Origin of the sequence: Catenulispora pinistramenti, from assembly GCF_018274385.1 — a bacterium.
GTDB lineage: Bacteria > Actinomycetota > Actinomycetes > Streptomycetales > Catenulisporaceae > Catenulispora > Catenulispora pinistramenti.
The window spans coordinates 13,603-37,796 of the sequence record NZ_JAAFYZ010000094.1 but is presented as its reverse complement, the minus strand read 5'-3'; the positions used below and the strand labels follow the sequence as shown (position 1 = coordinate 37,796).

Below are 24,194 nucleotides of genomic sequence, written 5' to 3'. Positions count from 1 at the left end.
TCGCCGTGCCACCGGCTCCCCAGGCCTCCACCAGCACGGTTGAGCCGGGTGGCACGGCGACGGTGTACGTGCCGGGTGTGCTGAACTCCTGCAGATTCACAAGGACGTCCCTTCCCCTGTATCCGGTACGGCCGGGGCCCGGCCCCCACCGAAGTCTCTCCGAACCAGGCCATGCCCCTTCCCGAGGAAATACGAACCCTGATATAGCTTTCGACCACCTCCGTCCACCCGGTTCCGGTGCCACAGATCGGCGCGATCAGGGCGTGATCACTCGTCGAAACGATGGACTTACGCAAAGTAAAACAGTACTCTCATATGCGCCACGCATGGCCTGATTCGAGTCATATCAACGAATTCATCGTTACTCTCGTGCGACGGCATTCACTGGCCATCTCCCAAGGAGGAGGCGCCGTGTCCCATCCGCGCAAGACAGCCATCCCGACCAGCCCCAAGCCCGCGACCGCGCTGACCGCGCACATCAACAGTCTCGTGGAGGTGCCCGCCGTCGACGCCGACCAGGAGGCCGTCTTCGCCCGGCGCGGCCAGTTGCGGGAGCTTCCGCCGGACTTCACGATCTCCCGGCCCGTCGGTCCGATCCCGGTGTGGAGCCTCGCACCGTACTCGGAATTCCTGCACGGCCCGGCACCGGACTCGGTGAACCCTAGCCTGTGGCGCAACGCGCTGCTGAACATGCACAGCGGCCTGTTCGAGGTGGTACCGGACGCGGTCTACCAGGTGCGGTGCATGGACCTGTCCGACATCAGCTTCCTGGAAGACCCCACCGGCGCCTCCCACGACATCGTCGTCGTGGACCCGCTGGTCAGCGAGGAGACCGCAGCCGCGGCGCTGAAGCTGTACCGGGACGAGCGCGGCGCGGACCGCCACGTCGCCGCAGTGATCTACACGCATTCGCACACCGACCACTACGGCGGAGTGCGCGGCCTGTTCCCCGACGGCGTGCCCGCCCCCGAAGACCATGTCGAAATCGTGGCGCCGGAGGGCTTCCTCCAGCACGCCGTCAGCGAAAACGTCTACGCCGGCAACGCGATGTCCCGGCGCGCCACCTACATGTACGGCTCGCTGCTGGCCCGCGGAACCCGCGGCCAGGTCGACGGCGGACTGGGAAAAACCCTCTCCAACGGCCGCGTCGGACTACTCGCGCCTACCCGCGACATCGGCCCCGCCGACTGCCTCCCCGGCACCGTGGTGAAGCTCGGACCGGTACGGTTCGAGTTCCAGCTCACCCCAGGCACCGAAGCGCCGGCAGAGATGAACTTCTACCTGCCCGACATCGCCACCCTGTGCATGGCCGAGAACGCCAACGCCTCCCTGCACAACCTCTACAGCCCGCGCGGAGCGCAGGTCCGCGACGGCAAAGCCTGGTCGATCTACCTCAACGAGGCCGCCGACTTGTTCGGGGCGCGGGCCAAGGTGATGTTCGCCAGCCACTTCTGGCCGCGCTGGGTGTCCCCGGAGCAGCCGGACGCGATCACCTCGTTCCTCACCAGCCAGGCCGACCTGTACCGGTGGCTCAACGATGAGGCGCTACGGCTGTCCAACCAGGGCTTCACCATGCTGGAGGTCGCTGAACGCCTCGACGAGGAGATGCCCGCCGGCCTGCGCGACAAGTGGTACAACCGCGGCTACTACGGCACCGTGAACAACAACGCCAAGGCCGTCTACCAGCGCTACCTGGGCTGGTTCGACGGCAACGCCGCCCACCTGCACACCCTGCCGCCGGAACAGGCCGGCGCGCGCTACGTGGCGGCGATGGGCGGCGCGGCGAAGGTGCGGGAGATGGCCGCGGCACAGTTCGCCGACGCCAAGGACCCCGCAGACTACCGCTGGGTCGCCGAGATGATCAGCCACCTGGTGTTCGCCGACCCCAGCGACAAGGCCGCCCGGCACATCGAAGCCGACGTCCTGGAACAACTGGGCTACCAGTCGGAGAGCGCCGTGTGGCGGAACTTCTACCTGGCCGGCGCACGCGAACTGCGGGACCGGCCGCTCCTGGGCGGCGATGACGGCCTCGGCGTGAACATCCCCGCACCGGAGACCATCACCGAGGACACCCTCGCAGCGATGCCACTGGCGATGCTGTTCGACTATCTGGGGATCCGCCTGAACTCGGTGAAGGAAGCCGACCGGCCACGCATCTTCGGGTTCACCGTGACCGACGGGGTACCCGGCGACACCGAGGCGTGCACGATCGAGCTGCGCAACAGCGTGCAGCTGTTCCGGCCGGTCCTGATGACCGACCGCGTGCAGGCGTCCTACACCGTCGCGCGCTCGGCGTTGAACAACTTCGCGCTGGCCAAGCCCGGCTACAGCCCGGCAGAAATGCTGGCCCGCGGCGAACTGGTCATCCGCCACGGAACGCTGGAACCCTTCGAGCTGTACGCCGACAGCCTGGAGGTGTTCGACTTCTGGTTCCCGGTCACGACACCCTGACCACGACGCCAAAGCGACGACCAGAGCTGTAGGTATCTGTTGATCTCTCGCCTGACAGCTTCCTGGCCTGACACCCATCCGGCGCACCACCACCGTCGGCGTCACCGCAGAACACGCGGCATCCTTCAGCGGCGTGTTCTGCGCACCGTCAACCAACTCGCGATCGTCGCCGGTATCGCCGTGGCCGGGGGCCCCTACACGTGGGAACGTCGCAGCACACGCTGCCGCCGATGTCGTCTGTCCTGGTGGGGGTATGGCGCTGGTCCCGGCAGTGGGCGCCATAGCCGTTCTCCGCCGAGCACCAGCCTCGGCCTGGCGGTGAGCCCGGTGGTCCGGACCGGTTTCCCCAGACCCCGGAAACGTAAGGCCGCCCGCCAGCCTCTGGAGCCAGCCGTGTCCGATCCCGGAACTCCACCCTGCAGAATCAACCCCCGCACTTATCCGGACCCGGCGGCTCGCCGCCGGACCCGTTGCAGGTCGGCGTCCACAGACACGCCGCGGGATGGGTCGTCGTCCTCAACGGTGAGTTGGACATCGCGACTGCTCCCCTGCTGACCGACCGCCTGGGCCCGTCGGACGGTGCGGTCCGGTCGCATCTGGCCGCCGATCTGTCCGGTCTCGGCTTCTGCGACTGTGCGGGGCTCGGGACACTGGTCGGAATCCACCGTCGCACCGTTGAACAGGGCGGCCGGCTACGGCTGTGTGCACCCACGGCCAGGATGCGCAAACTACTGCAGACAACCAGGCTGTCGCTGGTGCTGCTGTGCTATCCGAGCGTCGAGGAGGCGTTCGCCGCATCGTCGGACTTGGAACGAGCGACCAGCGCAGCCGGCACAGGCGGGACCCTCAGGCCCCGTCAGGTGAGTGGTTCGGACGCGGGCCGGCTGCGGCCGATCCCGCCTCGCCACGTCGGCTCTCCGGTTAACGCGTGCAGGGGCCGTTCGGTAGCTCGATCCGGCAGGGCATGCGGCCGGCGGCGATGGCCGCTCATTCGCCAGGGCGGCCTCCAGGGTTTCCTGCCCCTTGTCGCACAGCCCGTCTCGCAGGAGTCTGATACGGCGACAACACGAGGTACGCGGGCGACCACATCCGGTGATCGTTCTGAAGCGAAGGGCCTGCCGGCGCCTGGACCCCGCTCCCACGCAGACCCCCTTCCCGCAGCCCTGACCGACCCGGCGACACGACCGGCCCGGTCTGGGCCTACCTCCGTGCGCGTTTTCCGCGCCGCCACGGATCTGCCAGGGCCCTTCCCGGGCCCGGCCGGGACGGCACGGACCCTTGAGGGGGGATATGCCCATGGCTTCACCCACCAGCGCCCGACCACGACACGCCCACTTACGCCGCCGACTCACGGCCCTGATCGCCACCGCGGCCCTGAGCGTGGCCGGCCTGGCGACACTGGCCGCCCCGGCGCACGCCGCCCCAACCGGAGTGACCACTGCCTACGTCACCAACGCCAGTGCCAACACCGTCTCGGTGATCAACACCTCCACCGGCACCACCACCGCTGTCATCCCCGTCGGTACCCGCCCCGACGCGGCGGCGATCACCCCGGACGGCTCCCAGGTCTACGTCACCAACCAGTCCAGCAACAACGTGTCGGTCATCGACACCGCGACCGAGACCGTGACCGCCACCATCGCAGTCGGCACGGCCCCGATCGCAGTGATTCTCAACCCGGCAGGCACCCGCGCCTACGTCACCAACCTGGTCTCCGGCACCGTCTCGGTGATCGACACCTCCACGAACACCGTGGTCAGCACCGTCACCGGCCTGAACTTCGACACCGGTCTGGCCGTCAGCCCAGACGGGTCCACCCTCTACGCGGTCGGCAGCAACACCGTCTGGGTCATCGACGCCGCCACCGCGACCATCACCGCCACCATCGCCGGCGTGACCGGCGCCGACTTCCCAGCCCTGAGCCCTGACGGCACCAAGCTGTACGTCACCACCAGCGGCAGCAAGACCCTCGACGTCATCGACCTGACCACCGACACCCTGACCGCGACCATCCCCACCGCGACCTCCACGACCCACATCGCCGTGAACGCCGCGGGCACCATGGCCTACGTCTCCAGCCAGTCCGGCAACGACGTGATCGTCATCGACCTGGTCGCCGACGCCGTCACCACCACCATCCACACCGGCACCTTCCCCGAGGACGTCGAACTGGGCAACGACGGCGCGCTGGTCTATGTGGCCAACCAGAACTCCAACACAATGTCGATCATCGACACCGCCACAACCACCGTCACCGGCACCCTGACCACCGGCGCCGGCCCCATCGGCATCGCCCTGGCCTACCAGCCGGCACCGGCCGTCACCGGCATCAGCCCGAGCAGCGGCCCGACCGCGGCCGGCACCCCGGTCACCATCACCGGAACCGGCCTGTCCGGCGCCACCGCGATCACCTTCGGCGCCGACGGCCCGGCCACCGGCCTGTCCTGCACCGCCACCAGCTGCACCGCGCTGGCCCCGGCCGGGACCGCCGGCACCGTCGACGTGACCGTCACCGGCCCCGGCGGCACCAGCGCCGTCAGCAGCGCCGATCAGTACACGTACGTCGCCGCTCCGACCGTCACCGGCATCAGCCCGGCCGGCGGCCCGCCCTCAGGCGGCACAACGGTCACCATCACCGGAACCGACCTGTCCGGCGCCACCGCCGTCACCTTCGGGGGCCTGGGCGCCACCGGGTTCGCCTGCACCGCGACCTCCTGCACCGCGACCAGCCCGGCCAGTACCCCGGGCGCCGTGGACGTGCAGGTGACCACCGCGGGCGGGGTCAGCGCCATCTCCAGTGCCGACCAGTACACCTACGGGCCCTACGTGACTGTGGCCGTCACCGGCTCGGCCGACCCGGCCACCACCGCCGGCACCCCGTACACCTACACCGTGACCGCCACCAACAACGGCGCGACCCCCAACTTCATCTCCACCGCCGACCTCACCTTGACCGGCGCGGCGGCCACCATCACCGCCGCCTCCGACAGCCAGGGCAGCACCTGCACCATCAGCGGCCAGGACGCGTCCTGCGCCACCAGCGGTATCGCGATCGGAGCAACCGACACCGTCACCGTCACGGTCACCCCGACCGCACCGGGCACCGTCACCGCCACAGCCACCGTGAACGCGTTCCTGTTCGGCACCTACACCGCCACCGACACGACCACGATCACCGTCCCGGCCCCGACCGTCACCGGCATCAGCCCGACTGCCGGACCCCTTTCCGCCGGAACCCCGGTCACCATCACCGGCACCAACCTCACCGGCGCCACCGCCGTCACCTTCGGCGCCGACGGCCCGGCCACCGCCGTGACGTGCACCGCCACCACCTGCACCGCCACCGCCCCGGCCGGAAGCCCAGGCGCCGTGGACGTGACCGTCACCACCCTCGGCGGGACCAGCGCGACGTCCAGCGCGGACACCTACACCTACACCGCCGCCCCGACCGTCACGACCGTCACCCCGAACGCCGGACCACTGGCGGCCGGAACCCTGGTCACCATCACCGGCACCGGGCTTTCCGGAGCCACCGCCGTCACCTTCGGCACCGGCAACAACGCCACCGCAGTGTCCTGTACCGCCACCACCTGTACCGTCGTCGCACCGGCCGGTGCGGCGGGCACGGTAGACGTGCAGGTCACCACCGCGGGCGGCACAAGCGCCGCCAGTGCGGCGGACAGGTACACGTACGACGCCGTGCCGACGGTCACTGCCGTCAGCCCGAGCGCCGGACCGGCGACCGGCGGCACGGCCGTCACGATCACCGGCACCGGCCTATCCGGCGCCACCGGCGTGACGTTCGGCGCCGGGCACCCAGCCACCGTCGTGTCCTGCACCGCGACGTCCTGCACCGCCACCGCCCCGGCTGGAACCGGCACCGTGGACGTGCAGGTCACCACCCCCGGCGGAACCAGCACCACCAGCACGGGCGACCACTTCACCTACGTGGCCGCGCCAACAGTCACCGGCATCAGCCCGACCGCCGGTCCGATCGCCGGCGGCACCGTCGTCACGATCACCGGCACCAATCTGACCGGCGCCACCGGCATCACCTTCGGCGCTGGGCACAACGCCACCGCAGTGTCCTGCACTGCCACCACCTGCACCGCCACCACCCCGGCCGAGGCTGTCGGCACGGTGGACGTCCAGGTCACCACCATCGGCGGAACCAGCACCACCAACAGCACAGATCAGTACACGTATGACGCCGTGCCGACCGTCAGCGGCATCAACCCCACCGCGGGACCGCTGACCGCTGGCACACACGTGACCATCACCGGCACCGGACTGTCCGGCGCCACCAGCGTGACCTTCGGTGCCGGACACCTGGCCACCGCCGTCTCGTGCACCGCGACCACCTGTACCGTCACCGCCCCAGCCGGAGTGACCGGCACGGTCGACGTCCAGGTCACCACCCCCGGTGGAACCAGCACCACCAACACGGCGGACAAGTACACCTACACCGCCCCGCCGACCGTCACCAAAATCAGCCCCACCTCCGGCCCGTCAGTGGGCGGCACCAAGGTCACCATCACCGGCACCAACCTCACCGGCGGTACCGTCGCCTTCGGCACCGTGGCCGCCACCGCCGTCACCTGCACCGCGACCTCCTGCACCGCAACCGCCCCCGCCCAGGCCCCGGCGACCGTGAACGTCACAGTCACCACACCCGGCGGCACCAGCGCCACCAGCACGGCCGATCAGTACACATACAACCCCAGCTCCGACCTCGCCATCGCCTTGGCCAGCAACCCCGACCCGGCGGCGCTCGGCGGATACACCACCGTCACCGCCACCATCACCGACCTGGGTCCCCAGGCTGCGACCATCACCGGCGCAGCGATCGGCTTCACCGGCACAGGCGCCGCGATCATCAAGGCCGTCCCGTCTCAGGGCACCTGCACCACCGACACCGCACACCGCACTGTGTCCTGCGCCCTGGGCACCGTCACCACCACCACGCACGCGACCATCGCCATCACCATGGAGCCGGACGCGACCGGCACCCTGACCGCCACCGGCGCCGTCCTGGGCTTCCCCTGGGACCCCAACCTGGCCAACAACGCGGCGGTGGTGAACACCACCGTCGCCAACAGTCACGGCTGTACGATCACCGGCACCACCGGCAACGACGTCATCAACGCCCACGGCCACAACGTCATCTGCGGCCTGGGCGGCAACGACACCATCAACGCCGGCACCGGCGGCGGCTCGGTCTACCTCGGGTCCGGCAACGACACAGTCACCGGCGGCTCCGGCACCGAGACCATCTATGGCGGCACCGGCACCGACACCATCCACGCCGGATCCGGCACGAACGACATCATCTACGCCGGCGACTACCTCTACCCCGGCACCGGGATCCCCGCTGCCACCATCGACGGCGGCTCCGGACACACCACCTGCTACGCCACCACCGCCGACCACCTCACCAACTGCGCCGTCATCATCCACTAGGAGCATCAGGGCACGACCACGCGCCCGCCTGCCCCTGGCCAACCGGTCAGGAGGCAGGCGGGCCGCTTCATGAAGTGGCGAACCGGTCCCGGCGGGAGCGTCAGGCTCGGGAGCCTGATCCGCCGCGTCGGGCGATCGGGCGGCATCGCGCGCGCGTGGTTTGGCGGTCCAGTCCGCCTGGGTGAGCCTGCTACAACAGACGAACCCGATCCGGCATCAGGGCTGGGAATCCCCTCCGTGGTCTCCGGTCTTGACGGAGCCCGACGTGAAGGAGGAGTCGCGCTAGGCGACGATTCACAAGACGTTCGGGGTCCGGACCTTGGCCCGTACAGCGGCGAAATGCGCGATCTGCGGCGCGGCCACGCGCGCGAACTCCTCGCGCAACGCGCCGACCGTGGCGCCCGTGTCGCCGGTGAGTTCGAAGAGAAGAGCATCGATGGGCTCGGTGAGCAGCAGGGTGTGCCGGGCAAAGTAGATACCTACCCGGCGGATGCCAAGCTCATCGGTGAAGTCCAGGAGGGTGTACTTCAGGAGCTGGTGGATCCAGTCGACAAGGTGCGAAGCGGGTTGTGTTACGCACTTGATGTCGATGAGCGCGTCGCCGACGACCAGGTCGCAGACCGCGAAGCCCTCGGCGAAACGATGGCCGACGACCACCGGCACGCCAAGGGCACGCAGCGGGCGCCAACCGCGGGTGAAGTAGGCGTCCAGCACTGGACGTAGGAACCGCCATCCTGGTGCGAAGGAGAACAGCTGCGGGTGATGCAGATCATCGACCAGCCGCCGCGCTTGAGCCACGTCTGCTGGCCCGGAGGATTGGAGCCGGAATATCGCCTCCTGAGCCTGAGCGAGCCGCACCAACCGTTGCGCCAGTTCCTCACTCCCAGCTGGCAACGGCGATGCAGATACAGCAGTGTCGAGGCTGCTCGGCGTTGCCCCACGCACAAGCTCCAGAAGCCTACCGGCGTCGGCCTCGGTCAGCCACGCCGAAAACTCCGAAAGTCCGTCCGCCAGGTCGATGCCGATTGCCAGTTCCGCCGCCACGCCGACGAGCGGCGCGACATCCGACGGCGGCAGTAAATCGATGGCCGTCGCCTCGTTGAGCTGCCCAGCCCACCGCAGCATGACCGGCAAAAGCTGCGGGAAGCGCAGGTGTAGGTACTCCACGATCGGATCGCTCAAACCGTTGAGCGCCTGCTCGACGACATCCGCCATCTGCCGTGTCCCGTTCTCTGAAACGCCTCGTCCGTGATCTCTTAGCTGAATCCGGGCCTACGAGCCGTTCACAGCGGCGTCGACCGGACCGCGGTCTTGGCCGTTACTGGTGCTGGTTGGTCCGGCTCCAGCCGCTCAGGAACATTCTGGCTAGGTGATACGGCGCAGTATGCGGCTGTGGCTGCCGTCATAGGTGGTGCCGAGTTCGGTGACTGTACCCTCGACAGGACCCGGGCCATGCTTGAGGCGGCTGACGTAGTTCTCCGGCAGCAGCACCCGGTCCCCCACTTCCAGGTCCGGCTGCCCGTTCCACAGGTAGGCGTAGCCGCCGACGGTCACGGCTTGGAGCCCGTCGACGCGGAACCGGCGGGTGGCCTGGTCAAGCTGGGCCTTCAGGTCGGCAATCTGGCGTTCCAGGTACTCCGTCGACATCGCGGCCGACTGCCGGCCCGACGTCTGCCCCTCCTCACGCCCTTTGCGGTAGCCGTTCCGATAGGCGTCGACCAAAGCCTGCTCTTCCGGGGTGGTGTGCAGCGTGCAGGCGAAGCCGACGCCGGAGAAGTTGGCTTTGCAGGGCTTGCCGGTTTTCGTCGGCCGGCCACAGACACGTCTTTCGAATGTGGTGAACATGATCCCTCGTTGATGAAGGCCTGCTAACGCGAGACCGAATTCGACTTGAAGACGCCCGGCGGTACGAGCGCCGGCATCGGCACTCGGATAGGCCGCCGCTCCTCGGCAGGCATCGGGGCGAGGGTGTCCCAGGCCCATGGATGAATCTCGACAGTCCCGAGTCTGGGATACCAATACAGACGCGGCAGCGCCTTATAGTCCAGCGGTTCCACGCCTGATCCGGGTACCTCGGGTCCGCGGTCGTCGCCGTGGTGCAGACAGTTGCGTACGTCGCAGGGCGAGGCCAGATACCACGCAGCCAACTCCGCACCGCCGGTCAGGTGTCGATCGAGGATTGCCAACAGCACCGCGGCTGTGTCCTCCTGAATCAAGGTAGCGCACAGGTAGGAGTTACCCGGAGTGTTGCCGCCGTCGTGTGGGTCTTTCAGGCCGGCGGTCACGGCACGTCCCAGCGCATGGTTCAAGACAGCAGCAACGTCATGACCTTCGCCCTCGGGGCGTGACGATCCGAGCGTCATCGGATCGTCGCCAAGGCTGGCCCACTTGCGCTTCAGACGGCTGACCGAGACCGAGCCTCCGACGATACGGTGCCACTCGGCGATCATGTCGGCCAGCAGCGCACCACTTACCATGCGCCCGTCGGGCACGTGGGCGCCCGGTGGCACGAGCCACGCCAGGTCTTTTGCCGTCGGTCCTGAAAAGACACTACTCATGGATATCCCCTCCCCGATCGTGCGTGACCCGAGCCGACCTCCGGCCACAACAGCACACAGCCACACCGCCGATACTATCGATGAGCACTGATTCACACGCACTGTGAGCGACACAGACGGTTCGGCGACTCGTGCAGATCAGCTAGACAGTGGCCGGGTCTGCCTGTGAGCGAACCGAGCGTTGCGGCAGGAACGTTGGACCAGTCAATTCGGGGGCGAAGGTATCGGTGCCCCTGCCGCGGCGTTTGCCAAAGCAAGTTCGCCCTCGATGATCTGCCGCGCCACGTAGCGCAGGACCGGCACGATCGCGCGGCATGCTCGAACATCGTCGGTCATGTCGGCGATACGCAGGTTCTCCATGCCCGGCTTGAGGTGCGCCGCGCCGTTACGGATCGTCGTTCGGACCTTCGCCTCCACGTCGGTGAAGGACAGCCCAAAGTAGGGCGCGAAGGCATCCCGGTTCCACACATCTTCCGACAGCAGACTCGCATCAGCCGGGATGGCGGCATCGAACGGGTCAATCGGGGGTGGCTTTCCGGCCCTGCTGGCGGCACGGACGCGGCGCGTGTGAAACGCGGGCGCACCTTCGAGAATCTTATAGAAGGACAGCGCCTGATAGAGCGGTGCGTTCGGGTTGTTGAGCCCTTCCCGGTATGCAGCGAGAAAAGGTCCAAGCTCCTCGGTGGACCAGCCTTCCACCGCATTCATTGGGGCAGGCTGAATAGCGCCTACGACTGTGGCCGCGGCGTGCACGATCTGCGATGCCTTTTCCACCACGACGATGGCACCGACCTCGACCGCCACGTCAGCTTGGAAGGCGATGCGACTCAGAACCATGCTCATGTGGTCCAGTGCCATCTGCTCTGCGTCAGCGAAGCCATCGGCCAGCACCGTCAGTTCGATCCGCGCCAGACGGCCGTCGGCGTTCGGCAGCACGGCGGCAGTCAGCCGGCCAGCACCGTTGGCACCATGCAAGTCGATGTTGAGCCCGTCGCTCTCGAGCAGCGAATCGCCCGCCGCGATCAGCGCGGGGATGTTCATCGCTGTGGTCACGCTCGAGACACCGGGCACTCCAAGGACAAGTACGACGTCATAATCGCCGAAGGCGCCACCGACAGCTCCGGTCGGGACACCAGGCGCCAGCTGTGGAACCGCCGAGATGTACACACGGTCGGTAACGCGCGGTCGCGGGATCTGAATGGTCGGGTTCGCAGATGCTTGGGCACGATTCGACGACCTCGCACCCTGACCGACGACACGCTTCTTGGGTTCCTTCTTAGTACCCATTTCCGTGGTTCTTCTTCCACCGTTCCGCATGTATCGGAGTCAAGCGATGACATGACGACTAGCAGCATACGACCGAAGCTGCTCGCCAGACACGGGAATTCCAGGGACGGGCCCAAACAGCCGCCCCCGCCCGCTGACGGTCCCGCATCTTCGGCATCGGCGGGCAGGAACACCATATTCAATGTCGCACCGCCCGGCGCAGCCTTCATCCACGGCGCCAAGCAACCCTCGCCAGCTTCCTTCCGGGGCCGTGCAGCAGGAATAGCAAAGCCGCGGTGTTCTCGGCCGCTTCGTGGGCGGTAGCGGGCAGGACGGCTGAATAGATGTCGGCCGTGACCTGGATCGAGGAGTGACCCAGCATCGCCTGCACCGTCTTCAACCCGGCACCAGCGGCCAACGCCATAGTCGCAGCGCCGTGACGCAGCCCGTGGATCGTGACCGGCGGCAACCCAGAAGCCCGAACCACACCGGCGAAGATGCGTGTAAGCCGGTCGGGCGACAGCGCCCGACCGTCGGCGAAGGTGAACACGTATCCCGACTCGACACACGGCTGCCCTGCCACCGCGCGCTCGATCTGCTGCCGATAACGGTGCTGACGAAGCGCGGTGACCACGGTGTGATCGAGCGCGACCTCACGAACACCAGCGCGCGACTTCGGCGGCGCGACCGCCACCCGGCCGGCGGTCTGGCACCGTTGCCGGGCTACCGACAGCACCCCAGCATCCAGATTCACGTCCGTCCAACACAGGCCACAGACCTCACCGCGACGCAGCCCAGTAAGCGCCACCAGGTGGAACAGTGCGTACAGCCGATGCTCGCGCACGAAGGCCAGGAACGCCGCGGTCTGGGTCGGGGTCCACACCGGCACAGTCGGGCGAGTCCCGTCACGCCGCCAGGCCGCCACCCGCTCCGGCGTCCACACCATCGGACGGGGACGAGTCGCCGACGGCAGCTCCACGCCGACTGCAGGATTCATCGGGATCAGCCCGACACGCACCGCCTCGTTCAACGCCGCCCGCAGTGTGGCGTGGATCCGATGCAATGTCGCCGCACTCACCGGGCGGCCCGTCATTCCCTCGGCGACCGCAATTTGAGTGAACATCGCCTGCACCCGCGAGCGGTTCAGCTCGGCCAGCAACACCTGCCCCAGATACGGCACGAGGTAGTCGTCAATGTGACCGCCGTAGGAACGCGCCGTCTCCGCCCGCAGCGACAGACGCGAAGCCAGCCAACGACGCAGCCACACCTCCACCGTCAACGCCTCACTCCCAGCCCGCACACCACCTACACGCTCAAGTGCCTCGATCGCGGCGTGCTCGGTGGCATACCCACCGCGACGCAACCGACGCCGCTCACCCTCCACCCCGGGTGGAAGCTCAACGCTGAAGAACCACGAACCATGCCCATCGTCGACCAAACAACGACACGCAGCTCCCAGCAGACGCCCCGACCTCGCATCCCGGCACCCACACCGTTTGAACACCGAACCAGCCATTCCGACCACCGCCTCGCCCCGCGCTCCCCCAACGCCTCCCACCGTGCCAGCGGAATAGAAGTCCACACTGATACCCACCGACGAAACAGACGAAGCCTTCGGACGATCATGCTGAACGTTAGCCAAGCCTTCCTCAGACCTCCGTCAGCCGAGCGCCCGCCTCTCCCGAGAAAGAATTAGGGCACAGTGTCAACTCGCAAGCGGTGATTGGGGACTTCCCCTGGACCACCCCTGGTCCACACCGGATCCCCGGCATCCTCGATCCGCCGGTGGCGACAATTCGGGCCTGGTCCATCCCTGGACCATCAAAGCAGCGGACGCGAAATCCGCGGCCCGCGGGATGATCCGTCCCTGGACCACCCTGGACCACGCGCCGAAGAGCACGAGCCTCGACCACCGACTCCTGGCCCCGATGGACCAGGGACGGTCCAGGGACGGTTCCGAACTAGACCGTCCTTGCCCGGCACGAACTGACATCGAGATCATGATCGATGTGGACAGAATGGCACAGGTTAACCTAGGCTGATACCAGTTAACGAGATGAAGTGTCCCAAGGAGCGGACTCTTAATCCGCGGGTTCGGGGTTCAAGTCCCTGGCGGCGCACCCGCAGTGAAACCCCAGATCAGGCTTCTGATCTGGGGTTCTTTGTTTAGGCGCCGCAAGAGGTTGAACCATCGCCGCCTTCTCGCCGACTGTGTCATCCGCGTGGCCGGCCAAGCGTGATGCTGCGCATCCCCGCCGACTGGCCCTAGCCCTCCTGTTCACCGACAGCGGTCTGATGCCGGGCGATGCCGAACAGGCGGACCCGACGCGTGCGGCGCCCGATGACCAACGCGAAGTAGAGCCCGGCGGAGCGAAGGCAGCTAGTCCTTCAGGAGTTCCCGTCGGGCGCAGTCGGCGATCCATGCCTGAGCGCGGTCAAAGGTCCAGGCACGCTCACCGACCAGGGTGATCCACGCGTGCGGGCCGAGACAGAACCACAGCACGTCGAGGGCGTTCTCGCGGGTCAGGCCGGCGCGCAGGCCGTCGAGTGCCACCAGTCGGTCGGCGACGCGGCCGAGCCGTTGGGCGTAGTCGTTCGCGCCGCTGTCCAGGACCGCCTTGACGGCGGGTTCCCCCGGCGGGTCGCGATAGAAGATGCCGTAGATCAGGTCCCAATGGCGTTCGTGCATGCGCCGGGTTCCCTGGGCGGTCAGGCCGATGACGCCCCGCGGGTCCCCGCAGGCTTCGATCTCGGTGAGTATCTCCCCGATGGTCGGGTCGGTCAGCGGCGGCTGCATCAGCGTCAGCAAGATGCTCGGCTTGTTCCCCACACTGCTGTAGACCGTCGGCGCGGCCACGCCCGCGGCCTCCGCGATCTGCCCGATCGTCACGCCGGTGTACCCGCGAGCCAGGAAGAGGTCGTGGGCGCTGCTGAGGATCGCTTCACGCGTCCCGGCCGCCGCGTCGCCGCGGCGAGGTGAGTGGTATCTGCGGGTCGACACCTCGACAGCGTACTCCGTTGATGATCGGGCACCATATTGACAATAAGCGTCTATAATCAATATTGCTGGGTGTGTGAATTCGCCAGCGCAAGACGCCTCCGAGCAGTCCGTCGCAGTCACCGACACCCGATTGACGCACGAGGTGCATCGCGTGGCCACCGCCCTGCTCGCCGAGGCGGCTGTCGAGCCCTCGGTGCCGCCGGCCGCGCTCCTGACGCTCCGGGACTTCCTCGTCGCGAACCTGCGCCACCATGACCAGGCCGAGGACGATGACCTGTGGCCCAGGATCATCGCCGTGGCGCCGGATACCGCCGACGCGCTCCACGCACTCAGCGCCGAACACGAGCGGCTGAGGGCGGCGCTCGACGCGCTGTCCGACGTGGCGATGGCCGCTGACGGCGCGGCGAGCGAAGCAGATCGGACGGCACTGCGGCAGGCCGCCGTCGCGGTACGCGACTTGGTGCACGACCACCTGGCCCACGAAGAGCCGATCCTGCTGCCGGCCCTGCGCGAGCACATCAGCCCCGCGGCGTGGGACGAATTCGCCCAGAAGGTGATCTCGACCGCGCCGCCGGTGGGCGGGCACCTGATGATCGGGTTCCTCGCCGAGGTGGGCACGCCCGCCGAGGTCGAGGCGGTTCTCGCCGGCGTCCCGGAACCGATGCGACCGCTTCTGCCCGCGCTGCGTGCTCAGGCGGCGGAGGACATCAGGGTCCTGCGCGGGGCCGGCTCCTGATTCCGCCTCCTTGACCGGGGCCCGCCCGCAGGATGTGCGACCTCGGCGGCTTGAGCGCCACCACCGCACCGTGGCGGGCGAGTAGCCGGGCGGTCGCCTCCCCGATCCCGCTGCTCGCACCGGTGATCGCGACGGTCTTTCCCTCGATCACGCTTCCTCCCGCACTGAAGTGGACAACTGTCCGCAACAGACTGCCGGACAACTGTCCGCTTAGCCGACTGGGAGGGATGCCCCATGTCCCCACGCGCCGATGCCGCACAGAACCGGGAACGCATCTTGGCCGCTGCCCGCACCGCACTGGCAGCGTCTAAGGAGGTGCGTCTCAGTTCGATCGCCCGCGAAGCCGGCGTTGGACAGGGCACGCTCTATCGGCACTTCCCGACCCGCGAAGACCTGCTGGCCGCGGCGTATGAGCGCGAGGTCGATGAACTGGCAGTCGCCGCGCCACGGCTACTCCAGGGCCACCCGCCGCTCACCGCCCTGCGGCTGTGGCTGGGAGAGGTGGCCGACTACGCGCGAGTCAAACGAGGGCTGATCGCCGCCGTCGAGGCAACCGTGTGGCATGAACTCACCGACGCCAGCATCACCCGCGTCGCCTCCGCCATCGACGAACTGCTGCGGGCGGGCCGTCAGGCGGGAGCGGTGCGCGATGACGTGGACGCTCGCGACGTGACACTGCTCATCGGATTTCTCACGCGCATCGATGAAGAGGAGTGGGACACACGCGCCCGCCATCTGCTCGATGTGATCCTCGACGGGCTGCGTCGATGCTGAGTCGATGCTGACTGGCGGAACGCCGTCAGCAGACAACCCCAGGACCCCCCCACAGCGGTTCGCGGACAGTGCCGTTGACCGAGCCTGGGGCAGAACTCAATAGTCTGACGCCGGGCGGATCGCCGAGCTGAACCGCACGGTCGTGATCGGCTGAGGGTTCACCACTCCCGGAGTACGGTGGCCGCAGCGGCGTTGGACCAGCCCGAAACCGGCTGCCGACTACTCCAATCGAGCAACCCACCGAGCGCCCCGTTCAGCTCTGCTCACCCCCGCCAAAGCATCCTCGACGCGCGCCACGTCTCTCCCGCACCCCATCGCGCGATAGAGCTCCAGCGCCTGCTGGAAGTACTCGTTCGCCGCGGCGGCGTCGCCCTCGGACTCGTGCGTAGTGGCGATCCCGTCCAGGGCGTTGGCCTCGCACCATCGGGAGTTGACCTCTCGGGCCAGGGCCAGGGCTTCCTCGAAGAGTTCGTGGCCGTATCTCGGGGCGCCGGTCGCGGTGGCCAGTGCCGCGTAGTAGTTGAGCGCCCAGACTTCGCCGCCGCGGTCGCCGATGTCGCGGTAGAGGGACAGGGCTTCGACGAGGGTGATGCCGGCGGCGGCGAACTCGCCGGTCAGCATCTGTACCGCGCCGAGTTCGCGCAGGACGTTGGCGCGGCCGAGCCGGAGGCCGAGATCCTGGTACAGGGACATGGTTTCGGCGAGCGTGGCGGTGGCCGCGGCGAACTCGCCGGTTCGGACCTGTACGGCGCCGAGCTCGCGCAGCACGTTGGCCCGGCCGAGCCGGAGGCCGAGATCCTGGTACAGGGCAAGGGCTTCGGTGAGATGGCTGGTAGCGGCGCTGTACTCGCCGGTCATCCACCGCACAGCGCCGAGCTCGCGCAGCGCGTTCGCCTGGCCGCCGCGGTCGCCGAGGCGGCGGTAGAGCGCCAGCGCTTCGCCGAGCCCGGCCGTGGCGGCGGCGAACTCCCCCGTCAGATGTTGGACGACGCCGAGCTCGCACAAAGCGTCAGCCTGACCACCGCGATCATCGAGCTCGTGATAGAGCGCCAGCGCTTCGCCGAGCCCGGCCGTGGCGGCGGCGAATTCCCCCGTCAGGTGTTGGATGACGCCGAGTCCGCACAACGCGTCAGCCTGACCACCGAGATCGCCGAGGCTGCGATAGAGGGACAGGGTCTGGACCAGGTTGATGCCGGCCGACACGAACTCTCCGGTCAGCCGTTGCACGACGCCGAGATCGCGGAGCGCGTCGGCCTGACCGGGCCAGTCATTCGCGGCCGTCGCGGCGCGGGCGGCGGTGTCGTGCAGGTCCACGGCCTGACGCCAGTAGCCGGCGTGGCGGAAGAAGGCTGCGGAGGCCCGGGCGATACCCGTCGCGTACCCGGACTGCCCGGTGCTCGCGGCGAGCAGGGTGCAGCCTTCGAGATTCTGCCGTTCGGCCGCGAACCAGGCCAGGGCGTCGTACCGGGTGGGGAAGCAGGGTTCGGGGTCGGCCGCGTCTACCTCAGGGACCTGTTTCGCAACGGGCGGCGTCCGGTCGCGGGCGGGTTCGACGTGGCGGTTGGCCGACCGCGCGCCGCGCAGGTAGTAGTCCAGCAGCCGGTGCACCGGCGCCATCCGCTCCGGCTCGGGTTCGCGGGTGGTCAGGTCGCGGGCGTAGGCGGCTATCAGGTCGTGCATGCGCCATCGGCCGCGTGTCGAAGCACGCTCCAGCAGATGCGCACGCACCAGGTCGGCCAGCAGGCGCCCGGTCAGCGGTTCGGGGGTGTCGGCGAGCACCGCGGCCGCGGCGGTGGCGACGTCCGGTCCGGGGTTGAGCGCCAGCAGCCGGAACATGCGGGCCTGGTCTTCGGTGAGTCGTTGGTAGGAGAGGTTGAACGCGGCGCGGACGGCTCGTTCCCCGTCGTCGAGGTGGGTCAGGCGGGTCGTGGTGTCGGCCAGCTGGTCGGCGAGTTCGGTGAGGGTCAGGTCCGGGTCGGCGGCCAGCTGCGCGGCGGCGATCTGTAGGGCCAGCGGCAGATATCCGCAGTAGTGGGCGACCATGCCGGCGCCGTCGGAGCCGTCGCTGCCGTCGCCGATCCGCTCGTCGTCCTCGGCCGCTATGCGCAGGGCGGCCTTCAGCACTTCGACAGCCTCCTGCGACGGCAGCACGGTCAGGTCGAGCAGGCGCGCGCCGAGCCGGGGCAGGGCGTGCCGGGAGGTGACCAGGACCCGGTGCCGCACGTCCCCGGGCACCAACGGCAGCACCTGGTCCGACTCCGAGACGTTGTCCGCGAGCACCAGCACCGCCCCGCCGAGTTCGGTCAGCCGGGAGCGGTACAGGCCCGCACGCACCTGCGGGTCCTTCGGGATCATCTCGCCGGGCATGCCCAGCCCGCGCAACAAGGCGTCCAGCGCCTGGGCCGCGGCGACCGGCTTCTCCTCGTAGCCGTGCATGTCCAGGAAGAGCACGCCGCCGGGGAACCACCCGGCCTCCACCGCGGTGTGCGCGGCGTGGACCGCCAGGGCGGTCTTGCCGACACCGGCCAGGCCGACCACCGCCGAGACCCCCACCGCTCCGGCACCCGCGCTGGGTGCCAGAGCACTGACGACCCTGGCCAGTTCCGCCGAGCGGCCGGTGAAGCTCGACACCCGAGGGGGCAGCTGTCGCAGGACGGTCGGCGTGAGGACCGGGGTCGGTTGTCCGACCGAGGCCGCCGAGAGCGCGGTTTCCCACGGGCCCTGAGAATCCGGCACCGCTTCGGATCCGAGCAGGGCGCTGAGCTCGGCCCAGACCTCGTGCTGGTCCCGGTTCAGCGCGTCGGCCAGCGCGTGGGCGAGGTGGCGCACCGTGCTCAGCTGCGGATTCTCCAGCTCGCCGCGTTCCAGTCTCCCGATGGTGCGAACGGCCGTCCCCGACGCCGTCTCCAGCTCTTCTTGGGTCATCCCCGCCAGTTTGCGCAGGCTGCGCAAGCCCCTCCCGAACCCGCTCGTCACGCCGCTCCGACCCCCTCGCTCGGTCACGCCGACTCCGCTGAGTATCAATACAGTAATGGAGAGCGACCGGCCATACATGGCTTACCGGTGGCTTCTTCCTGGCCTGGAGTGGTCGGCGGTACCCGCCGCACAGTTGGCGTCACGGCCTTATCGGCCGCACCGCAACGGACCCGGGAGGCGGGAGAACTGTGCTGCGAGCTGCCATCCAGGCCGCCACCGGAAGCGAACAGCGCCCGGCGGGCCGCCGGTCACGCCCTCTCCGAGGCGATCTGCTCCAGCGCGGTCAGATCGCGGATGGTGACCGTGCGATAACGGGTACTGATGATCTCCCGCTCGCGCAGCGTCCGCAGGGACTTGCCGACGGCGCTGTCGGAGGCGCCGACCAGAGTGGCCAGCTCGGCCTGGGACAGCGGCGGGTTGATGACGGCCGGCGGCCCGCCGGGGCGGGGGTAGGTCAGGACCAGGTAGCGCAGCATCCGGGCCAGCCGGGTCAGCACGTCGCAGCCGGCGAAGTCGACGATCCGGCCGGTCGCGGCCCGCATCTTGGCGACCACGACCTCGTTCACCGCGATGGCGATGCCGGGATTGGCCTGCAGACAGGCCAGGAACGGCGCGCGCCCGACCCGCTGGGCCAGCAGCGAGCCGCAGGCGGTGATCCGCGCCGAGCGCGGCCGGCCGTCGATACCGGCGAACTCGCCGATCAGGTCGCCGGCGATCCGCACCGCCAGCAGCGCCTCCCGGCCGTCCTGGGCCCGGGCGCTGACCTTGACCATGCCGCCGAGCAGGATCAGGACGAAGTCGGAGTCCTCGCCCTCGCGGATGAGCGCTTCACCGGCCCGGTGCCGGACCCGTCCGCCCAGGCCGAGGACGACGGCCCGGTCGTCCGGGCCGAGGCGGCCCACCAGGCTGGTCTGGGGCCATCGCCCGTTCGGTACGCCGCCCACGCGGGCCTCCTCCCCGAAACCTGCCCGTACCCGGTACAGGGATGTCCCGAACCAAGTACTTCTACCGAGTCCCGCCGCGCCCGGCGGGCGACCATGAGCGGAACCGTACGCCAGGGAGGCATCATGGAATCAAGGTACGAATATCGTGTCCTGCTGGCCTGCGACATCGCGGCTTCGGCGGGACGCGGCGAGGCGGCCCTGCAAGAGATCCGGGGCGTGCTCGAAGCGGCGTGCCGCGGCGCCTTCCAGGCCGCCGGACTGGACTGGAACCGCTGTCTGCGGCAAGACACCGGAGACGGCTTCCAAGTCGTCGCGCTGCCGGGGATCCGCAAGCAGCTCCTGCTGAACGCGGTGCTTCCCGAGCTGGCCGCGCTCGTGCGCGCGCACAACCGCACGGCCGCGGACGGCGTCCGGCTCCGGCTCCGCGTCGCGCTGCACGCCGGCGAGGTCCGGCTGGCGCCCGACGGCGGCGTTTCCGGCGCCCCGTTCGAGGTCCTGGCGCGGCTGCTGAACGCCGCCCCGGTCCGCGAGGCGCTGCGCGACGCGCCGGAGGGCGTGCCGGTCGCCGCGATCCTGTCGCAGCACTTCGGCGAGGAGGCGGTCGGGCACGGTGACGACGGTCCCGACGCCGACGCCTTCGTCCCCGTGGAGGTGCGGGAGAAGAAGTACGTCGGGCACGCCTGGGTCCACTACCCGGGCTGCCCGATCGCCCCGCGCGCGGCGGCCGGGCTTCGCGAACCGGTGCGTGAGCCGGGGCTTGAACCCGGGCCACCCGCAGAGTCGCAGAGCACGGAGATGGAGCCGCCACCGGCCGCGTCGGCCGTCCAGAAGAACAGGGCCGGCGGCCACGGCCAGATCTACGCCGTGCAGAGCGGCACCCTGCACATCAACGGCCAGGGAGGTCGGTGATGGCCAGGGTCGACGAGGAACTGACCGAGTTGGCCACGGCGGCCGCGAACTCGATGGTCGCGGCGATGGGCACGGAGCTGTGGCCGTCGGTCTCGGGTCTGATTCGCAGGCTCCTTATACGACGGCCGCGGCGGCGCGCGGAGCTGACCGTGGCTCTGGACCAGTTGTCCGCCGAGGGCGCCGTGGCCGTGGAGGACGACGGCGGCGGCGCGCTCAGCCCGGCCGACCGGGCCGAGACCGTGCGTTTCTGGGCCGACGCCCTGGAACAGCTCGTCCGCCAGGACGCGGCGCTGCGCCCCGCACTGGCCGCGCTGGCCGGGCTCACCCTGCCCATCCCGGCGCCGGGAGCCCCGCGCCAGCAGAACTCGGCGCACGGCTTCGGCCGGGTCTACGCCAACCAGTTCGGCGCCCAGATCATCGACGAGACCGAGCGGCAGGGACCGAAGTGAACCAGAACTCTCATACCTCTGGACCGGCCGGCGGCAACGCCCGGCTCCCCTGGGCCGGCATCGGCGCGATCGTGGTGGCGCTCGCGTTCTTGGAGGTGTCGCATCCGCCGCGCCATTACGCGTGGGTGGTCTACCTCTGCGCGTTGGCCGCGGTGACGACGGCCGGCGCGGCTGTCACGGAGGGGATGACAGCCGCGCCGGGCCCGCGCAGCGACCCGAGAAGGACTCCTGGCGGGGCGGAGGCGGTGTCCTCTTTCCGGACCGACCAGACCTCCTGGTACGAGCAGAGCCGACCGACGGCGACCGCGACCGCGCCGTACTCGGCTCGGCAGGACCCTGCGAACCCGGTGAACTCGGTGACCTCGATGAACCCGGTGAGCCCCGCGTCCCAGCCGATCATCGTGCCGCGTCCGAATGCGTACCAGGGCGGCACGGCCACCGTCCCGGCCACGGTGCCGACGCCGGTAGCGGCATCGGTGGCGGCGGTCGCGATCACCACCGAAGAGCTGAGCAAGGCACCCAGGTTCGGGTCCGGCAGCAAGGCGCACAACGTGCCGTGGCGAGTGCCGGAAGGCCCGTTCCCCAGCGGCGTCGCCGCCGACCAGGCCCAGGTCGGCCCGCTCGCGGTCCGCGGCGCCTCGGTCGTCGGCCCCGGCCACCGCTGCGGCGGGCACGACGGGGCCGAGCCCGGCGTGCCGAGACAGGACGCGTACCGCATCGGCCGCACCGGCGATGACAGCTTCCTGATCCTCGCCGTCGCCGACGGGATCTCGAACGCCCGGCTGTCCGACACCGGCGCGAACGCGGCCGCGAGCTACACCGTGCGGGTCCTGCGGGAGCTGCTGGAAGCCGATCCGGACATCGCCGGGCTGGACCCCGCGATCGTCTTCAAGAAGGTCGCCGAACAGGTGGCGGACACGGCGAGCGCGCGGGCCGTCTCCGGCAGCGAGTTGGCCACGGTGCTGATCGCCACGGTTCTGACCGTGCCCAAGCGGCGCGGCGAGGCGGCCCGGGGCTGGGTGGCCTGGGTCGGCGACAGCTCGGGGTGGGTCCTGGACGCCGAGCAGAAGAGCTGGGAGCAGCGGTTCGGGGACCGCAAGAACCAGGGCGAGTACGCCTCCAACGCCCTGTCCGCCGCGCTGCCGGACCACCCCGAGGCGGTCCAGGCCGTGGAGTTCGATCTGCGCGGCGGCGCCGCGCTGGCCCTGGTCACCGACGGCGTCGGCGACGCCTGGACCCGGCGGCGGGTGAACGAGCACTTCGCCGGCCGCTGGCGCCGGCCGCTGCCGATCGCCGAGTTCCTCAACGACGTGGACTTCGACGCGCAGCAGCGGATGGACGACCGGACCGCGGTCGTGGTGTGGAACGCGGTGGCCGGATGAGCAGCGGCGCGAGCGGCGGCCGGCTGGGCGGTGGCGCCGGCGGCGGCCGGATGAGCGGCGACGCGGCCTGGCCGCTGCCCGGCGTCGTCACGCTGGCGGACATCGGCGCGCTGGGCCCGGCGATCAGCGAGAACACCGGGCAGAGCATCGCGATCCAGCCGCTGAGCGGCCGTCCCGGATTTCTGGCGAAGATCTACCGACAGCCCCGCCCGGCCCAGGACGGCGACCGGCTCGACGCCTTGATCGCCGCGCCGGAAACGCTGAACCCCGCGGACCGCGCCATCGTGCGCGCGGCCTCGTCCTGGCCGGTGGCCCGGATCACCAGGCCGGGCAACGCGGTCGTCGGCTGCGTGATCCCGGCCGCACCCGACCGGTTCAAGACCGCGGTCACCGTCGCCGGCGTCAGCGCCGCGCAGCACGTCGAGGTGGACTGGCTGGCCAAGCCCGACGAGGACCTGCGGCAGGTGGGCATCGCGGCACCGGGCCCGGCCGGCCGGGTCGCCGTCTGCCGCAACCTCGCCGAACTGGCCGAGGTGCTGGAGAAACTGGGCCTGGTCTACTCGGACTGGTCCTACTCCAACGCCTTCTGGTCGCCCGCCGACCACTCGGTGTTCGTCATCGACATCGACGGCTGCCAGCTCGGCAAGATGCCGAACGTCCATCAGCCGAGCTGGGCCGACCCGCTGACGCCGGCCGGCGGCGACGCCGACCGGTACACCGACCGGTTCCGGGTCGCGCTCCTGGTCTCGCGCTGCCTGACCGCCAAGCGGCGGGCCGACGCGATCGGCGGGATCGCGACGGGTCGTTGGCCGGACCAGCCCGCGGCGCCCGACGTCCTGCTGGACATGCTGCTGGCCGCCGACCGCGAGCGCCGGCCCTCGATCGGGCAGCTGCGGCTGGCGTTGGCCGGCGGGCCCTACTTCCGCCCCGCACCCCGCACGCCCTGGCTGTCCGCACCGGGGGTACCGGACGCGGCGCTGCGCGCGGCCCGGGGCGAGGGCCCGGCGGTCACGGAGGCGGCGTCGGCCGTGACGTCGGGGACGGCGCCGAAGAAGGTGCTGCTGAAGCCGTTCGGCACGGCGAATCAGCCGTCGAACAAGCCGGTCGTGGACCTGTCGAAACCGCTCCCGCCCCTGGAACCGGCGGCTTCGACGACTCCGGCGACCCCGAACCGCGGGGCCGGGGCACGGCTGCGCAGCCTCGCGTTCGCGGTGCTCGCCATCGTGCTGACGATCGTGGCGGCGACCGTGGCGGTCGCCCTGTTCAACACTCTCATCGAAAGGTAGAA

The 24,194-nt window shown here is 69.5% G+C and carries 16 protein-coding genes and 2 pseudogenes; 9 read left to right on the top strand and 9 right to left on the bottom strand.

Annotated elements, in window-relative coordinates; translation table 11 throughout:
• Positions 1 to 411: 411 nt before the first annotated feature.
• The 3 genes and pseudogenes from KGQ19_RS25340 to KGQ19_RS51195 all read left to right on the top strand — a co-directional run bounded on the left by KGQ19_RS25340 (position 412) and on the right by KGQ19_RS51195 (position 7,911).
• Positions 412 to 2,451 carry an alkyl/aryl-sulfatase gene (locus KGQ19_RS25340; RefSeq protein ID WP_212012500.1) on the top strand — a complete coding sequence of 680 codons (2,040 nt, stop codon included), beginning with the start codon at positions 412 to 414 and terminating at the stop codon, positions 2,449 to 2,451.
• Between the two features lie 470 nt (positions 2,452 to 2,921).
• A pseudogene (locus KGQ19_RS52925) lies at positions 2,922 to 3,227 on the top strand (STAS domain-containing protein); the annotation flags it as partial.
• Positions 3,228 to 3,747: 520 nt separating this feature from the next.
• Positions 3,748 to 7,911: a beta strand repeat-containing protein gene (locus tag KGQ19_RS51195; RefSeq protein ID WP_212012498.1), complete on the top strand. Its 4,164-nt coding sequence runs from the start codon at positions 3,748 to 3,750 to the stop codon at positions 7,909 to 7,911.
• A 294-nt stretch (positions 7,912 to 8,205) separates the two neighbouring features.
• On the opposite strand, the gene KGQ19_RS25325 is transcribed toward KGQ19_RS51195, so the two are convergent.
• From KGQ19_RS25325 to KGQ19_RS25300, 6 genes are all read right to left on the bottom strand, one after another.
• Positions 8,206 to 9,126, bottom strand: coding sequence for a hypothetical protein (locus KGQ19_RS25325; protein ID WP_194926741.1), 921 nt, complete (start codon positions 9,124 to 9,126; stop codon positions 8,206 to 8,208).
• Between the two features lie 150 nt (positions 9,127 to 9,276).
• Complete coding sequence (locus tag KGQ19_RS25320) at positions 9,277 to 9,756, bottom strand: FliH/SctL family protein (protein WP_212012496.1); 480 nt, start codon at positions 9,754 to 9,756, stop codon at positions 9,277 to 9,279.
• Positions 9,757 to 9,779: 23 nt separating this feature from the next.
• Positions 9,780 to 10,469 carry a hypothetical protein gene (locus KGQ19_RS25315; protein ID WP_212012494.1) on the bottom strand — a complete coding sequence of 230 codons (690 nt, stop codon included), beginning with the start codon at positions 10,467 to 10,469 and terminating at the stop codon, positions 9,780 to 9,782.
• 204 nt (positions 10,470 to 10,673) lie between these two features.
• The gene (mauJ, locus tag KGQ19_RS25310) at positions 10,674 to 11,522 is read right to left on the bottom strand and encodes a methylamine utilization protein MauJ (protein ID WP_194926743.1); all 849 of its coding nucleotides are present in this window, start codon (positions 11,520 to 11,522) and stop codon (positions 10,674 to 10,676) included.
• A gap of 439 nt (positions 11,523 to 11,961) precedes the next feature.
• Positions 11,962 to 13,008, bottom strand: coding sequence for a tyrosine-type recombinase/integrase (locus KGQ19_RS25305; protein ID WP_307856503.1), 1,047 nt, complete (start codon positions 13,006 to 13,008; stop codon positions 11,962 to 11,964).
• A gap of 1,107 nt (positions 13,009 to 14,115) precedes the next feature.
• Complete coding sequence (locus tag KGQ19_RS25300) at positions 14,116 to 14,736, bottom strand: TetR/AcrR family transcriptional regulator (RefSeq protein WP_212012490.1); 621 nt, start codon at positions 14,734 to 14,736, stop codon at positions 14,116 to 14,118.
• A gap of 73 nt (positions 14,737 to 14,809) precedes the next feature.
• Here KGQ19_RS25300 and KGQ19_RS25295 point away from each other — a divergent pair, with 73 nt between their 5' ends.
• Complete coding sequence (locus KGQ19_RS25295; protein ID WP_212012488.1) at positions 14,810 to 15,472, top strand: hemerythrin domain-containing protein; 663 nt, start codon at positions 14,810 to 14,812, stop codon at positions 15,470 to 15,472.
• A 22-nt stretch (positions 15,473 to 15,494) separates the two neighbouring features.
• Here KGQ19_RS25295 and KGQ19_RS53470 read toward each other — a convergent pair.
• A pseudogene (locus KGQ19_RS53470) lies at positions 15,495 to 15,623 on the bottom strand (SDR family NAD(P)-dependent oxidoreductase); the annotation flags it as partial.
• Positions 15,624 to 15,706: 83 nt separating this feature from the next.
• Here KGQ19_RS53470 and KGQ19_RS25290 point away from each other — a divergent pair.
• The gene (locus KGQ19_RS25290) at positions 15,707 to 16,246 is read left to right on the top strand and encodes a TetR/AcrR family transcriptional regulator (protein ID WP_212012486.1); all 540 of its coding nucleotides are present in this window, start codon (positions 15,707 to 15,709) and stop codon (positions 16,244 to 16,246) included.
• 219 nt (positions 16,247 to 16,465) lie between these two features.
• Here the strand turns inward: KGQ19_RS25290 and KGQ19_RS25285 are convergent, their stop codons facing one another.
• On the bottom strand, positions 16,466 to 19,300 hold the full coding sequence (locus KGQ19_RS25285; protein ID WP_268907954.1) for a tetratricopeptide repeat protein: 2,835 nt from the start codon (positions 19,298 to 19,300) through the stop codon (positions 16,466 to 16,468).
• Between the two features lie 170 nt (positions 19,301 to 19,470).
• Positions 19,471 to 20,166 (bottom strand): Crp/Fnr family transcriptional regulator, encoded by a 696-nt coding sequence (locus tag KGQ19_RS25280; protein WP_212012482.1) that lies wholly within the window; start codon positions 20,164 to 20,166, stop codon positions 19,471 to 19,473.
• 123 nt (positions 20,167 to 20,289) lie between these two features.
• Here KGQ19_RS25280 and KGQ19_RS25275 point away from each other — a divergent pair, with 123 nt between their 5' ends.
• The 4 genes from KGQ19_RS25275 to KGQ19_RS25260 are packed head-to-tail and all read left to right on the top strand — an operon-like array spanning position 20,290 to position 24,192.
• Positions 20,290 to 21,075: a hypothetical protein gene (locus KGQ19_RS25275; protein WP_212012480.1), complete on the top strand. Its 786-nt coding sequence runs from the start codon at positions 20,290 to 20,292 to the stop codon at positions 21,073 to 21,075.
• Positions 21,075 to 21,524 (top strand): hypothetical protein, encoded by a 450-nt coding sequence (locus tag KGQ19_RS25270; protein ID WP_212012471.1) that lies wholly within the window; start codon positions 21,075 to 21,077, stop codon positions 21,522 to 21,524. The genes KGQ19_RS25275 and KGQ19_RS25270 overlap by 1 nt, the downstream gene beginning before the upstream one ends.
• Entirely contained in the window at positions 21,521 to 22,906 is a 1,386-nt protein-coding gene (locus KGQ19_RS25265) for a protein phosphatase 2C domain-containing protein (protein ID WP_212012469.1), read from the top strand. The genes KGQ19_RS25270 and KGQ19_RS25265 overlap by 4 nt, the downstream gene beginning before the upstream one ends.
• The gene (locus KGQ19_RS25260; RefSeq protein WP_212012467.1) at positions 22,903 to 24,192 is read left to right on the top strand and encodes a hypothetical protein; all 1,290 of its coding nucleotides are present in this window, start codon (positions 22,903 to 22,905) and stop codon (positions 24,190 to 24,192) included. The genes KGQ19_RS25265 and KGQ19_RS25260 overlap by 4 nt, the downstream gene beginning before the upstream one ends.
• The last annotated feature ends 2 nt before the right edge of the window (positions 24,193 to 24,194 follow it).